This is a genomic window from Sterolibacterium denitrificans, assembly GCF_900174485.1.
GTDB lineage: Bacteria > Pseudomonadota > Gammaproteobacteria > Burkholderiales > Rhodocyclaceae > Sterolibacterium > Sterolibacterium denitrificans.
On sequence record NZ_LT837803.1, the window covers coordinates 1,635,333 to 1,648,955 of the forward strand.

The 13,623-nt window shown below is 58.5% G+C and carries 13 protein-coding genes; 9 read left to right on the plus strand and 4 right to left on the minus strand.

Annotation, left to right across the window (positions count from 1 at the left end; translation table 11 throughout):
- Nucleotides 1-147 precede the first annotated feature (147 nt).
- Nucleotides 148-621 carry a copper chaperone PCu(A)C gene (locus tag SDENCHOL_RS07575; RefSeq protein ID WP_197706874.1) on the plus strand — a complete coding sequence of 158 codons (474 nt, stop codon included), beginning with the start codon at nucleotides 148-150 and terminating at the stop codon, nucleotides 619-621.
- Between the two features lie 70 nt (nucleotides 622-691).
- On the opposite strand, the gene lysA is transcribed toward SDENCHOL_RS07575, so the two are convergent.
- Nucleotides 692-1,960 (minus strand): diaminopimelate decarboxylase, encoded by a 1,269-nt coding sequence (gene lysA / locus SDENCHOL_RS07580; protein ID WP_154716679.1) that lies wholly within the window; start codon nucleotides 1,958-1,960, stop codon nucleotides 692-694.
- Nucleotides 1,957-2,256 carry a lipoprotein gene (locus SDENCHOL_RS07585; RefSeq protein WP_231912939.1) on the minus strand — a complete coding sequence of 100 codons (300 nt, stop codon included), beginning with the start codon at nucleotides 2,254-2,256 and terminating at the stop codon, nucleotides 1,957-1,959. The genes lysA and SDENCHOL_RS07585 overlap by 4 nt, the downstream gene beginning before the upstream one ends.
- Nucleotides 2,257-2,306: 50 nt before the next feature.
- On the opposite strand from SDENCHOL_RS07585, the gene cyaY reads away from it, so the two are divergent.
- Nucleotides 2,307-2,648 (plus strand): iron donor protein CyaY, encoded by a 342-nt coding sequence (gene cyaY, locus SDENCHOL_RS07590; RefSeq protein ID WP_154716681.1) that lies wholly within the window; start codon nucleotides 2,307-2,309, stop codon nucleotides 2,646-2,648.
- Between the two features lie 56 nt (nucleotides 2,649-2,704).
- Here the strand turns inward: cyaY and SDENCHOL_RS07595 are convergent, their stop codons facing one another.
- Nucleotides 2,705-5,131, minus strand: a complete 2,427-nt coding sequence (locus SDENCHOL_RS07595) for a penicillin-binding protein 1A (protein ID WP_420031037.1) — start codon at nucleotides 5,129-5,131, stop codon at nucleotides 2,705-2,707.
- A 207-nt stretch (nucleotides 5,132-5,338) separates the two neighbouring features.
- Here SDENCHOL_RS07595 and SDENCHOL_RS07600 point away from each other — a divergent pair, with 207 nt between their 5' ends.
- The 5 genes from SDENCHOL_RS07600 to pilQ are packed head-to-tail and all read left to right on the plus strand — an operon-like array spanning nucleotide 5,339 to nucleotide 10,506.
- A complete protein-coding gene (locus tag SDENCHOL_RS07600; RefSeq protein WP_420031046.1) occupies nucleotides 5,339-6,418 on the plus strand; it encodes a pilus assembly protein PilM in 1,080 nt (359 codons plus the stop codon).
- On the plus strand, nucleotides 6,415-7,017 hold the full coding sequence (locus SDENCHOL_RS07605; RefSeq protein WP_154716683.1) for a PilN domain-containing protein: 603 nt from the start codon (nucleotides 6,415-6,417) through the stop codon (nucleotides 7,015-7,017). Before SDENCHOL_RS07600 ends, SDENCHOL_RS07605 begins: the two co-directional genes overlap by 4 nt.
- A gap of 29 nt (nucleotides 7,018-7,046) precedes the next feature.
- Nucleotides 7,047-7,703, plus strand: coding sequence for a type 4a pilus biogenesis protein PilO (locus SDENCHOL_RS07610; protein ID WP_331844119.1), 657 nt, complete (start codon nucleotides 7,047-7,049; stop codon nucleotides 7,701-7,703).
- A gap of 23 nt (nucleotides 7,704-7,726) precedes the next feature.
- Complete coding sequence (locus tag SDENCHOL_RS07615; RefSeq protein WP_231913024.1) at nucleotides 7,727-8,227, plus strand: pilus assembly protein PilP; 501 nt, start codon at nucleotides 7,727-7,729, stop codon at nucleotides 8,225-8,227.
- A complete protein-coding gene (gene pilQ / locus SDENCHOL_RS07620) occupies nucleotides 8,224-10,506 on the plus strand; it encodes a type IV pilus secretin family protein (protein WP_154716685.1) in 2,283 nt (760 codons plus the stop codon). Before SDENCHOL_RS07615 ends, pilQ begins: the two co-directional genes overlap by 4 nt.
- A 158-nt stretch (nucleotides 10,507-10,664) precedes the next feature.
- Here pilQ and SDENCHOL_RS14215 read toward each other — a convergent pair whose 3' ends face one another.
- Nucleotides 10,665-10,853, minus strand: a complete 189-nt coding sequence (locus SDENCHOL_RS14215) for a hypothetical protein (RefSeq protein ID WP_172955029.1) — start codon at nucleotides 10,851-10,853, stop codon at nucleotides 10,665-10,667.
- A 235-nt stretch (nucleotides 10,854-11,088) separates the two neighbouring features.
- On the opposite strand from SDENCHOL_RS14215, the gene SDENCHOL_RS07625 reads away from it, so the two are divergent.
- Both SDENCHOL_RS07625 and SDENCHOL_RS07630 read left to right on the plus strand, forming a co-directional pair.
- The gene (locus SDENCHOL_RS07625; RefSeq protein WP_231913025.1) at nucleotides 11,089-11,946 is read left to right on the plus strand and encodes an HD-GYP domain-containing protein; all 858 of its coding nucleotides are present in this window, start codon (nucleotides 11,089-11,091) and stop codon (nucleotides 11,944-11,946) included.
- Nucleotides 11,947-11,982: 36 nt separating this feature from the next.
- The gene (locus SDENCHOL_RS07630; protein ID WP_154716687.1) at nucleotides 11,983-13,623 is read left to right on the plus strand and encodes a response regulator; all 1,641 of its coding nucleotides are present in this window, start codon (nucleotides 11,983-11,985) and stop codon (nucleotides 13,621-13,623) included.

A 13,623-nucleotide genomic window follows, 5' to 3' on the forward strand; every position in this document is an offset into this window, starting at 1 on the left:
GGCACGCTGAGCGCTACTGCGGCAATCGGTCGCACGCTGCGGCAGGGGCGGACAAGAATGCTAATCTGGCGGTTTCCCGTGAATGGTGCTTGCTCCATGGCTGTGAAGAAATTGCTGCGATCCTTGTGCCATGCTGCTGCGTGTGTCGTGCTGGCCGCGCTCGTGGTGGCACCGACGCTGGCGCTGGCCCAGCAGGTGGCGGTGTCCGCGGCCTGGGTACGCAGCACCGTGGCGGGGCAGGGGGCGGCTGCGGCCTACCTCGAATTGACGGCGCGCGAGCCGGCGCGGCTCGTCGGCGCCAGCACGCCACTGGCCGGTGCGACGGAATTGCACCAGATGGTGATGGATGGCGGCGTCATGAAGATGCGTCCCCTGCCGTTTCTGGAATTGCCGGCGGGCAAGACGGTGGTGCTGCGGCCGGGCAGCTATCACTTCATGCTGCTGGAGTTGAAACAGGTGCTCAGGGCGGGCGAGCAGGTGCCGCTGAGCTTGCGCATCGAAGGGCACGACAAGCAGCGGTTTACTCTCGATGTGCGGGCCGAGGTGCGCGGAGTGGCCGCGGCCTCGTCACCTGCGTCGGGGAAGGCTGCCACCGATCATGCCCACCACATGCATCATTGATGCCGAGGTATGCAGCAGGGTAGGGCGAGGTAGCGGTGAGGGAGGTTCTCCGCCAGAACGTGTTTCAGCTTCAGGGCAGCAGGGTTTCTCCTGCATAGAGCGTGGCGATTTCTTCACGCTGGCGGACCAGGTGCATCCTGTCGCCATCCACCATCACTTCGGCAGCCCGCGGTCGCGAATTGTAGTTGGAGCTCATGGTCATGCCGTAGGCGCCGGCAGAGAGTATGGCCAGTAGATCGCCTTCCTGCAGGGCCAGCGGACGCTCACGGCCGAGAAAGTCGCCGCTTTCGCAGATGGGGCCGACGATTTCCCAGTTGCTGGATGCCGTTTCCGGCCGTTCCTGTACCGGCAGAATGTCGTGCCAGGCATCGTAAAGCGCGGGACGCATCAGGTCATTCATCGCGGCATCGATGACGGCGAAATTCTTTTCGCTGCCCTGCTTGGTGATTTCGACGCGGGTCAGCAGCAGGCCGGCATTGCCGACCAATGAGCGGCCCGGTTCGACGAGCAGTTTTTCCGTGCGGCCCTTGAGCAAGGCGAGGATGGGGGCCAGATATTCGTCCGTGGTGGGGACGGTTTCGTCACGATAGCGGATGCCCAGACCGCCTCCCAGATCGATGTGGCTGAGGACGATACCTTCTGCAGCGAGAGTGTCGACCAGGCCGAGAATTTTTTCCGCGGCTTCGGTGGCGGGCGCCGGATCGAGCAATTGCGAGCCGATGTGGCAGTCGATGCCCAGGATGACCAGGTTGGGCAGATCGCGGGCGCGACGGTACAGCGGCAGGGCATCGGCAAAGGACACGCCGAATTTGTTGTTCTTGAGGCCGGTGGAAATGTAAGGATGGGTCTTGGGATCGACGTCGGGATTGACGCGCAGAGATATTGGCGCCTTGAGCCTGAGGCGGCCGGCAATTTCGTCGATGCGCTCCAGCTCGCTGGCCGATTCGACATTGAAACAGCGAATGCCGGCATGCAGGGCCTGCTCGATTTCTGCCCGGGATTTGCCTACTCCCGAAAATACGGTCTTTGCCGGATCGCCGCCGGCCGCCAGAACGCGGCTGAGTTCGCCGCCGGAAACGATATCGAAACCGGCGCCCAGCCGGGCGAACAGGTTGAGGATCGCCAGGTTGGAGTTGGCCTTGACGGCATAGCAGATCAGCGCGTCATGCCCCTGGGCGCTGTGCAGCACGCGGCGATAGTCGTTATAGGCCGCAGTCAGCGCCGCGCGTGAATAGACGTAGCACGGGGTGCCGAAGCGTTCGGCAATGGTGGCAAGAGGCAGCTCTTCCACATGCAGGCTGCCGTTGCGGTAGGAGAAATGGGATTCGCGCTGGTTCATGGTGTTTCCGTGTCTACTTCCGTTTTCGTTTTCGTGTCGGTAACAGGTTTGTTATGATCGTCGGCCTGTGGCTGCGACGTTGGTGCGGCCGTTGCAGTTTCCGGCGCTGTACCGCCGGAGACGCCGAACAGAGGCGGCTTGCCATGGCCGGGTGGCAGGGTCAGCGGGGTTTTCGTGCCGCAGGCGGCAAGCATGATGAAAACCGGATAAATCAAATAATGGCGTTGGAGTGGCGGGCGCATGAGCGTGACGGAACGGCCGGAGTGGATGAACGGAAAAGCTCCGAATCCTAACATGGCACTGCCTGTGCCTGCCATTGCAACGCTGCTGCGGGAGGTTGGAGATCATGGATGAGCAGATGTTCGATGCGCGGGCGGATGCGATGCTGGCGCGTATCGAGGTGGCGCTGGAAAATTGTTCGGCGGATTTCGATTACGAGTTTCTGGCCGGTGGCGTGATCGAGCTCGAATTTGCACATGCAGGCGGCAGCAAGATCATCATCAATCGTCACAGCGCCGCACAGGAAATCTGGGTCGCGGCAAAATCCGGCGGCTACCACTTTCGTCCGGAGTCAGGCAGCGCGACGCCTGACCGCTGGGTGGGGACGCGCGATGGCGTCGAACTCATGGAGCGCCTGTCGCAGTGCATGACTGAGCAGGTGGGTGAGGCGGTCGAGCTGTCCGCCTGATCGACAAACGATCCAGACAGTACGGATCAGGGGTTGGCCGGTCCCTGGTGTTGTCCCTAGTGTTTCTGGGCCGGAGACGGGATTGGGGGCGGAGTTGGCACCGGAATTGGCTTGGGCCGCGCATCCTGAACGGGAGCCGGCGTTTGCTGTTTTTCCGGAAGCGGTGCGGGGGCAGGGAAGAGCGAGGGAAGCAACGAAGAACCCGAGGTCTCTTCAGTGCTGCTGCTGGATTCGTTTGCTCCGGGCAAGTCTTCCGCATAGATGTACTCGCGGCCGCCGGGTTTGCCACTCGGATCTTTAGGATCGATGGCGACCAGCCCTTCTGGTTGCTCCATGAAATTTTCCGGTACGCCCTGCAAGGCTTTTTCCATGAAGCCGATCCAGATGGGCAGGGCGGTTGTCCCGCCGGTTTCTCCGCTGCCCAGCCTCTTCGGCTGATCGAAGCCGATCCAGGAGATGCCGACGACAGTGGGTTGGTAGCCACAGAACCAGGCATCGACATAATCGTTGGTGGTGCCGGTCTTGCCGGCAAGGTCGCTACGTTTCAGCGCCAGGGCCTTGGTTGCCGTACCGCGCCTGACCACGTCGTGCAGCATGCTGTCGATCAGATAGGCATTGCGGGCGTCGATGACGCGCAGGGTTTCGTCGCCGGCAACGGCAGGCCTGGTTTCGGCAAGCACATTGTCCTTGTCGTCAAGAATCTGGCGCACGATGAATGGAGTGATGCGATAGCCACCATTGGCGAAGATGGCATAGGCGGTCAATTGTTGCCAAGGCGTGACCGCTCCGGAGCCGAGAGCCATGGTGAGGTAGGGGGGGTGTTTGTCCGCATCGAAGCCGAAGCGCGTGATGTAGTCCTGGGCGTATTGGGTGCCGATCGACTTGAGCAGGTGTATCGATATCATGTTCTTCGATTTGGCCAGCCCCATGCGCAGCGACATCGGGCCGTCATATTTGCCATCGTAGTTTTTGGGCTCCCAGGCGCGGCTGCCGGTTTCCGCTGCCGAGATGACGATGGGCTCGTCGGACAGCACCGAGGACGGGCTGTAGCCTTTCTCGAGGGCGGCCGAGTAAATGAAAGGCTTGAAGCTGGAACCGGGCTGGCGCCAGGCCTGCGTGACATGATTGAACTTGTTGCGATTGAAATCAAAGCCGCCGACCAGGGCGCGAATTGCGCCATCGATGGGACTGGCGGCGACAAAGGCGCCTTCGGCATCGGGCATCTGGCCAATTTGCCATTGCTGCTTGCCATCCTTGTAGATCCGGATGATCGCGCCGCGCCGGATGCGCTTGTTGGGCGGGGATTTCTCATCCAGCATGCGGCTGGCAAACTTGAGGCCATCGCCGGTAATCTGAACGATTTCGCCGCCACGCAGATAGGCGCGTACCGAGCCGGGTTTGGCATTGAGCACCACGGCTGCGCGCAGGTCATCCGAATCCTCGTAGTTGGCGAGGACTTCTTCCAGCGCCTCGTCCTGGTCGGTCTGGATCGCCTGCATATCGATATAGCCCTCGGCGCCGCGATAGCCGTGACGGCGATCGTAATCGAACAAGCCCTTGCGCAGGCTGTTGTAGGCAGCTTCCTGCTCGGCCTTGGTGATGGTGGTGATGACTTTCAGCCCCCGGCTGTAGATGCTGTCCTGGAATTGTTCATAGGCGATCTGGCGGGCCATTTCGGCAACGAACTCGGCATGTACCCCGAAATCGTTGTAGTCGCGCTTGACGGTCAGTATCGTGTTCTGGGCCTCGGCGTACGCATCTTCGCTGATGTAGTTGAGCGTGAGCATGCGCCGCAACACGTACAGTTGGCGCTGCTTGGCGCGTTTGGGGTTGGCAACCGGGTTGAAGGACGAAGGGGCTTTGGGCAGGCCGGCCAGCATGGCCGCTTCGGCAAGATTGATGTTCTTGAGCGCCTTGCCGTAATAGATCTGCGCAGCGGAGGAAAAGCCGTAGGCACGTTGGCCCAGGTAGATCTGGTTGATGTAGAGCTGCAGGATTTCGTCCTTGGAAAGACTGTGCTCGATCTTGAAGGCGAGCAGTGCTTCGTAGAGCTTGCGCGTTATCGTCTTCTCTCTGGAGAGAAAGAAATTGCGCGCCACCTGCATGGTGATGGTCGAGGCACCCTGGCGTTTGCCGCCACCGATGAAGTTGGAATAGGCTGCGCGCAATACACCCAGCGTGTCGACGCCGCCGTGCGTGTAGAAACGCTCATCCTCGGCAGCGAGGATGGCCTGTTTCATGACGTCGGGAACCTCGCTGATGCGGACGAGTGCGCGCCGCTCTTCACCGAATTCGCCGATCAGGTAGCCATCGGCGGTATAAACGCGCAAGGGAATTTTCGGCTGATAATCAGTCAGCACTTCAAGCGAAGGGAGCTGGGGATAGGCCAGCACGACAATGATGCCGAGCAGGGCCATGCCGGCAGCAATGGTGCCGACAAGCAGCAGGAGCAGGTAAAGGGGCCAGCGAAAAATTGGAGACAAGAGAAAATTTTCTTGGGAAAATCGAACGCGCATTATATGCCTCGACCTGGAAAATTCCCTGCTTCGGCTTGTTGTTTGTCCGGAGGGATATGGTAAAAAAACACCGGTAGAAAAAACTTTACAGTCGACATAGTTGCTGCTAGCATCTAATGTGAATTATCTGTATGACGTCTAACGCAAGATTTTAAAAGGGAATTTTTCTTGCAGATCGACTTGTCAATTTTCAATCCGAAAAACCGGCCGCTGATTGGGGTGGATATCAGCACCTCGTCGGTCAAGATGGTCGAGTTGGTGGATGCCGGCAAGGGAGTGCTGCGCATCGAGCGCTACACAATCGAGCCTTTGCCGCGCGATGCGGTGGTCGATGGCAATATCGCCAATTTCGACCAGGTTGCGGATGGCGTCAAACGGGCATGGAAGCGTCTCGGCTCCTCCACCAGGTATGCTGCCCTGGCTTTGCCGGCGGCGGCCGTCATCACGCGGAAGATCATCCTTGCTGCCGACTTGCGGGAGCAGGAAATGGAAGTGCAGGTCGAATCCGAGGCCAATCAGTACATTCCATTTGCGCTGGATGAAGTGAATCTGGATTTTCAGATCCTCGGCCCGGCACCTTCGAGCCAGGATGAAGTTGAAGTACTGATCGCAGCATCGCGCAAGGAAAAGGTGGAAGACCGGGTTGCCTGTGCCGAGGCGGCGGGTCTCAGGGCGCTGGTCGTCGATGTCGAGTCCTATGCGACGCTGTCTGCCTTTGAACTGGTGGGGCGGCAATTGCCTGGTGGCGGCAAGGATTTGCTGATCGCCCTGATTGATGTCGGCGCCAATGTCATGGGCTTGACCATGCTGCGCAATGGCCAGCAAATCTATGCTCGCGAGCAGGCGTTTGGCGGCAATCTGTTGACCCAGGAAATCATGCGCGCCTACGGCATGAGCTATGAGGAGGCGGACGCGGCAAAGCGCAGTCATTCGCTGCCGGAAAACTACGAGGCGGAATTGCTCAAGCCGTTCATGGATAATCTTGCTCTGGAAGTCTCGCGGGCACTGCAGTTCTTCTTTTCTTCCGGGCAATCGCAACACACCAAGGTCGATCAGATCGTTCTCGCCGGGGGCTGCGCCGTGATTCCGGGACTGGATGTGACGGTGAAGGATCGTATCGGAATACCAACGCACATCGCCAATCCGTTCGTCAATATGCCGACTTCGGCGCGCATCCGGCCCAAGCAACTGCTTGCCGATGCGCCTTCCCTGCTGGTTGCGTGCGGTCTCGCCTTACGGAGGTTTGATCAGTGATTCGTATCAACCTGCTCCCTCATCGCGAGGAAAAGCGTGCGGCGCGTCGTCGGCAGTTTTTCGCTCTACTGGGCGCCATTGCGATACTCGCCGGACTCATCTGGTTCATGGGATACGGCGTCATCAATGGCTATATCAGCAGCCAGGATGACAAGAACCGCTTTCTCAAGTCGGAGATCGCCGCGCTCGACAAGGATATTGAAGCGATCAAGCATCTCAAGGAGCAGACCGACGCGCTGCTTTCGCGCAAACGCATCATCGAGTCGTTGCAGGCAAATCGGGCTGAAACCGTGCACCTGTTCAATGAACTGGCGCGCCAGATGCCGGAAGGCACTTATCTGAAAAGCATTAAACAGAAGGGCGACAAGGTGACTCTGGTCGGTTATGCCCAGAGCAATTCACGGGTATCGTCGATGATGCGCAATCTTGAAGCCTCGCCGCTGCTCGAACGTCCCGGCCTGGTGGAGATACAGTCGGTGACGGTCGGCTCGCGTCGTCTCAGCCAGTTCAACATGAATGTGTATTTCACGCGTCAGCAGACCACTGCCGAAGATGACGTGAAAGAGAATAAAAAGCTCAAGAAGGGCAAAAAATCATGAGAAGAGTGCCCGCTCTGAGAAAGCCGTCCGTGCCGGCAGTCGATTTTCAGGCAATCCTCGAGGATTTCAAGACGCTCGATCCGAAGGATCCGGGCGCGTGGCCCTTGGTGCCGCGCATCGCGACCTTGCTTGGGGTTTTCCTGATGCTGTTGCTGTCTGCCTGGTGGTTCGGCTGGAACTCGCAATTCGCAGAACTCGATACCAAGCGGCAGGAAGAATCGCGCTTGAAGGATGAGTGGCTCGACAAGAAAAAACAGGCTGTCAATCTTGATGAATACAGCAAGCAGCTTGCCGAGATCGATCGCTCCTTCGGTACCTTGCTTCGCCAGTTGCCGGACAAGGCAGAGATGGAGTCGATGCTGGTCGATATCAACCAGTCAGGGATCGGACGTGGCTTGCAGTTCGAATTGTTCAAGCCGGGAACCGAGGCGCTCAAGGATTTCTATGCCGAGTTGCCGATTACCATCAAGCTGGTGGGACGCTATCACGACCTTGGCGCCTTTACGGGCGATATCGCCAAATTGTCGCGGATCGTCACATTGAATGACATCGATGTAACCATGCTCAAGGACAACGCTCTGAGCATGACGATGGTGGCGAAAACCTTCCGTTATCTCGATGAGGCGGAGCTCTCCAAGCAAAAGCGCGAGAAACAGGCGAAAGGCAAGGCGGGTGGCAAGAAATGAACAGACTATCCATCACCTTGAGCATGCTGGCAGCTTTGCTGCTCGTCGGTTGCATGGCTGACGAGCACCAGGACATCAAACAATGGATGCAGGAGGCGAGCAAGAGCATCAAGGGAAAAATTCCACCCTTGCCTGAAATCAGGCCGTTTCCCATCGTGTCCTATGATGCCGGTGATCTGGTGGACCCGTTCAATTCGCTGAGGATTGAAACGGGAAAGAAAGGCGAGGGCAGCGGCCTGCGGCCTGATCCAAATCGCTACAAGGAGCCGCTGGAGGCTTATCCGCTCGAGTCGCTGAAAATGGTCGGCGTCGTCCGGGAAAAAGGTCGGACGAGTGCCATGGTGCTGGCCGACAAGACCGTGCATACGGTACGGCTTGGAAATTACATGGGGCAGAATTTCGGCATGATCGTCGGCATTACCGATACGGAAATTCAGCTCAAGGAGCTGGTGCAGGAACAGGATAGCGAGTGGGTTGAACGCGCCACCTCTCTGCAGTTGCAGGAACAGGAGACTAAGAAATGAGCTTACTTCGCACAACCGGTCGATACCTGGCCTCCGTTGCAATCCTCTGCGGCCTGGCGTCCGCATCCTGGGCGCAGCAGGCGTCAGATGCATCCGCTGCGCCTGCGGTCAACAGCATCGACACTCTGCAAGTGAGCCAGTCGGAGGGTGTTACCATCGTCAAGCTCACGCTCAAGCAACCGCCGGCGGTCTCGCCTGCCAGCTTCAGCATTGCCAGCCCGCCGCGAATTGCCTTCGACTTTCCGGCAACATTGAGCGCACTGGCGCGGAACGTCGAGCAGGTGAATCAGGGCGATTTGCGCAGCATCAACGTGATCCAGGTGGGTAATCGCACCCGCATGGTACTCAATTTGAACCGGATGGCCTCATACGACACCCGCGTTGATGGTTCGGAAGTCTATGTGACCCTGGCGGCCGCCGGAAACTCTGTCGGCAGCACGGCCGTCGCCGCTCCAGCAGCCGCTCCGGTTTCGCACTTTTCCACTGCCGCGCCGCAGCAAATGGAAGCGACGGTGCAGGGGTTGCGTGACATCAATTTCCGCAGGGGTCGGGGTGGCGAAGCGCGCATCATGGTCGATCTTTCCGATCCGAATATCGGGATCGATCTGCAGAAGCAGGGCAAGAATCTGCTGGTGACCTTCAAGAGGGCGGAGTTGCCGCGTCATCTCAGCCGGCGTATGGATGTGACCGATTTCGCCACGCCGGTCACGGCGGTGGATACCAAGGCGCAGGGCGGCAATGTCCTGATGACCATTACTCCGCATGGACTGTGGGAGCATAACGCCTATCAGAGTGACAACCAGTTCGTCGTCGAGATACGCCCGATCGTGGAAGACGCCAACCAGTTGGTGCCGGGCAGTTCGATGGGGATGCATGGCGAGAAGCTGTCCCTGAACTTCCAGAATATCGAGGTGCGTGCCGTACTCCAGGTCATTGCCGATTTCACCAACTACAACATCATCACCAGCGATGCCGTGACGGGCAATGTCACCTTGCGGCTCAAGGACGTGCCTTGGGATCAGGCGCTGGACATCATCCTCCAGGCCAAGGGGCTGGGCATGCGCAAGAAAGGCAATGTCATCTGGATTGCGCCCGACAAGGAAATCATCGAACGGGATGAGTACCAGGCGCAGTCCCGCCAAGCGTCGAGTATTTCCGAGCCGATGCAGACCCAGACTTTCCGCCTCAGCTATGCCAAGGCGGAAGATGTCTCCAAACTGCTGACCGGGGAAGAGCTCAAGAAGTCTACCGAGCTGCAGCGCGGCGGCACGCTTGCCGGGGTGAGGGGTGAAGTCCCGCAGATCAAGGGAGCCATTGCTTCGGCGACGGAACGCGGCAGTTATCTGTCCCCGTTTGGTGCCGTGGCCATGGATGTCCGTACGAATCAGTTGTTCGTGACGGACTACCCGCAGTACCTGGAGCGCGTCAAGACACTCATTTCACAGCTCGACAAGCCGGTCAAGCAGGTTTTGATCGAGGCGCGCATCGTCAGCGCCGAGGACAATTTCGGGCGCAGCCTGGGCGTTCGCCTGGGTTTCAACGATGCGAGCAGCCTGATCGATAAAGATAACAAGACGACCCGGGCCAGGGTGGGCGGCAGTCTGGAAGGCCTTTTTGCGCAGACCGGTCAGGATGGCGCGGGTGGGGGACTTGGAGCCGCTTCGTTGGCACAGACAAATTCCGTCAATCTGCCGGCCATGAAACAGGGTGGCGCGGATCCGAGCCGTTTTGCGATCAGTCTTTTCAGAAACGGTGTCTCGAATTTCATCAATCTTGAACTGCAGGCTGCCGAGACGGATGGTCGGCTGAAGAGTATCGCCAGTCCGCGTGTCGTGACGGCGGACTCACAGCAGGCTCAGATTTCCCAAGGGGTTGAGGTGCCGTTTACCGTCATCACCGACAAGGGAACGCCGCAGACGGAGTTCAAGAAAGCGGAACTGAAACTCGCCGTGACGCCGCAGATCACTACGGATGGTACCGTCATCCTCGATCTGGAGGTTTCGAACGACGAGGTGGGGGCCGTCTATATCGATGGTGTCTCGATCAATACCAAGAACATCAAGACCAAGGTGACGGTGGACAACGGAGGTACCGTGGTGCTCGGTGGCGTGTATCAGCAGGCTGAGCAGGAAACCATCAACAAAGTACCGATGCTGGGTGATCTGCCGATACTGGGTAATTTGTTCAAGAGCAATTCCAGATCCCAATCGAGGAAGGAACTGCTGGTATTCATCACACCGAAAATCATTGATGAACAGATACAGGCAGCAGTTCGTTGATTCCGCTGAGATGTCACCAATGGTGTCGGATGCACAGGTGATTGCCTGATCTGACGGGGTTCTTGTAGTGGCCTGTACCATGAAGCGGGTTGTCCGATTCGCCATTTTCCTGCGGTTGCATACGAGCTTACGCCTGGCCATTGCAGTTGGACTGCACGTCAGGCGTAATTTTTTGGGTTGTTTTCCTGGTCGGTCCTGCTGAAGTGTGAAGGTTCGTTCGGGCGAAGCTCTTCGACAACGCCGGGGCGGCGTGATTCATGCACCACGAGGCCGCCCGTAGCTGAAACCTCTTTGTGACCTTGTAATACGTGACACGCGATGCCGCGCAATTTGATTACGATGAGCAAGTCGAATTTGTTGTTGCAGCCAGAGAGCAATAGGGCAACGCTGATCACTTTTCAGCGGCATCTTCTCGAGCGTTTGCCAGGAATCGAGCGCAGTCTGGTGCAACTGAAAAATGGATCGGCCGATGCTGCGCTGTTCGATACGTTCACCCAGGAAATCCAGGAAATTTGCGAACAGGCGGCAGCCGACGGTTTCGCGCTGGGCGGATTGATCCTCCGGCCGCTCGAGCGTTTGCTGATGCGCGCCGGCCCGACGCAGCTGCCCCGTGGCGAATTGTTTGCAGAAACCCTGTTGCTGGCACTGGACAGGTTGGAACTGGCCGTCGAGGCTCTGATTGACGAACGTCCGCTGGAACAATTGAAGCTGGATGCGCTGGTCGATGGCCTGGAGCGTCTCGTGCTGGCTGGTGCGGCTGATTTTGAAGCGGCGGCAATTCACCTGCTCGAGGCAGTGACCGGATTTCGTCCGCTGCTCCCGGCCAGCATGGGCGCCCGGCCGAATTCGGCGATTGCCCGCAGTTCCGAACAAATAGCCGCCGATTTGCTGTTCTTTCGTCTTCTGAACAAGCAATATGAGGCGCGTTCGCCGCTATTTGAAGGACGCCGTCAGCGCCTGCTCAAACTTGCGCTCGAAACGAACGAAGAGGCTGGAACACCGATTGATCCGGTACAACTGGAAGCAGCCGTGTATATCCATGATGTCGGCATGATGTTTCTGCCTGAGTCGCTGTGGCTGAAGGCTGGCAAGCTGAATGAGGATGAGCGCTTCCGGATGCAGATACATCCCGTCCTGGCTGCCGGCCTGCTGGAGCGGATGGCCGGTTGGCAGTCGGCGGCGGAAATGGTTGCGCAACATCATGAAATGCCCGACGGCGGAGGTTATCCTCGGCGCCTGCGGGGAGAGCAAATCTGCGCCGGAGCGAAGCTGCTTGCCATCGTCGATGCATTCGAAGCCGTCATGTTCAAGCATGGCGATCGCGGCGCCACGCGTTCGATGCTGCGGGCAATCGCCGAAATCAATGCCTGCAGCAACCAGTTTGCCGCTGAATGGGTTCGCCCCTTCAATCGCGTCATTCGGCGGATGCTGGAAAAGTAGTACCCTGTTCCATTCCGGAAGAGATACGCTGTCATTATGGATTTGAGAAACAAAACCTGTTTGCTGATCGACGACAATGCCGAGATGCGCAATTCATTACGCATCCAGCTGTCCGGTTGTGGCCTGCAGAACTGCGTGAGTGTGCGGAACATCAAAGAGGCCGTCGATAAGCTAACAGCGAAAAAATTCGACATCATCGTTTGCGACTACAACCTCGGCCAGGGTACCGATGGCCAGCAGTTTCTGGAACTGGTGCGGCGCAAGAACCTGTTGCCGTTGTCTTCGGCCTTCCTGATGATAACGGGTGAGACCGGTTATCAGCAGGTTTCGACGACGGCGGAATATTCGCCGGACGATTACCTGCTGAAGCCATTCACGGCGGAAATACTGGCCACGCGCTTGCTGCGCATACTCGAAAAGAAGGAAGCGCTGAAATCCGTATATCAGCACATGACGGCCAAGGGTGACCCGCAGAAGGCGCTGAAGGCCTGCGATGCCTTGCTCGCAGAGGGAGGGCACAGCGGTAGCCGCAATCATTATTCGACGGACCTGTTGCGCCTGAAAGGCGAGTTGCTGCTGCAATGCAGCCGGAATGACGACGCGCTGGCGCTTTACGAAAATGTCCTCGCACAACGCTCGACGCCGTGGGCCGTCGTTGGCAAGGCCCTGGCGTTGAAAGCCTTGGGACGGCAGGACGAAGCCGTGGCCACGCTGGAAAGCTCGCTGAAGGCTTACCCCAATTACCTGGCTGCCTATGATGCGCTGACGGAAATTCTTGAAAAGACCGACAAGGTCGCGGCCCAGGTGGTGGTCGAGCGCGCCCTGCGGGTTTCGGCATCCACGCAGCGCCAGCGCGAGCTCGGTAACCTGGCGCTGGAAAACGCAGATTATGGCCGGGCCGAAACCGCCTTGCGCATTGCCGTCGATCGGGATCGGACGGGCTTCTTCAAGAGCCATGATGACTATGCGGCGCTTTCCCGCAGTTGTGTCGAGCAAGGCAAGCACAAGGAGGCGATGACTGCGGTCAAGGACATGGGGATGCATTTCTCCCATACGCCGGATCTCAAGGCGCGCCAGGCAGCGCTCGAATGCCAGGTTCAGATGCATGCCGGCAATCTCGAAGCCGCAGAGGCCGCCTATGCCCAGGCGATTGCCCTGCAGCGAGATGGAGCGCTGGATGCCAGTACGGCACTGGAAGTTGCTCAGTCATGTTTCGTGATGGGCCAGGAAAGCGAAGCCCGGCAGATCATCCAGGCGGTTGCCGAAGATCATCACGAGAACGAAAAAGTGCTCGCGCGTGCGCGCAACGTATTTGAAGTCGCAGGCCTGAAGGATGAAGGCATCGAGTTCATCGAAGCAACGCGTACCCGTATGATTCGCCTCAACAATGACGCCGTTGCCCTGGCCAAGAGCGGTGAACTCGACCAGGCGATCGTCATGCTGGTCGAAGCGGCCGAACGTTTGCAGAACAATGCCCAGGTGCTGATCAATGCCGCGCAGGCCATCATGATGCGCATCAATCAGCGCGGCATGGATCTGAAACAGCTCGCCGATGCGCGCCGTTACATCGAACGCGCGATTCAGGCCAATCCGGAACACCCCAAGCTTCCAGCGGCCATGGCCTTCTATGAAAAGGTAGCGCCGTCCGGTTTGCCGCCGATCACCCTGGAGAGCTGA

What these genes read in the sequence shown, in the direction of transcription:
- SDENCHOL_RS07615 (WP_231913024.1), top strand. Translation starts at nt 7,727, where the DNA reads ATGCTGGCAGCTTTGCTGCTCGTCGGTTGCATGGCTGACGAGCACCAG.
- SDENCHOL_RS07630 (WP_154716687.1), top strand. Translation starts at nt 11,983, where the DNA reads ATGGATTTGAGAAACAAAACCTGTTTGCTGATCGACGACAATGCCGAG.
- pilQ (WP_154716685.1), top strand. Translation starts at nt 8,224, where the DNA reads ATGAGCTTACTTCGCACAACCGGTCGATACCTGGCCTCCGTTGCAATC.
- cyaY (WP_154716681.1), top strand. Translation starts at nt 2,307, where the DNA reads ATGGATGAGCAGATGTTCGATGCGCGGGCGGATGCGATGCTGGCGCGT.
- SDENCHOL_RS07625 (WP_231913025.1), top strand. Translation starts at nt 11,089, where the DNA reads ATGCGCGCCGGCCCGACGCAGCTGCCCCGTGGCGAATTGTTTGCAGAA.
- lysA (WP_154716679.1), bottom strand. Translation starts at nt 1,960, where the DNA reads ATGAACCAGCGCGAATCCCATTTCTCCTACCGCAACGGCAGCCTGCAT.
- SDENCHOL_RS07585 (WP_231912939.1), bottom strand. Translation starts at nt 2,256, where the DNA reads ATGTTAGGATTCGGAGCTTTTCCGTTCATCCACTCCGGCCGTTCCGTC.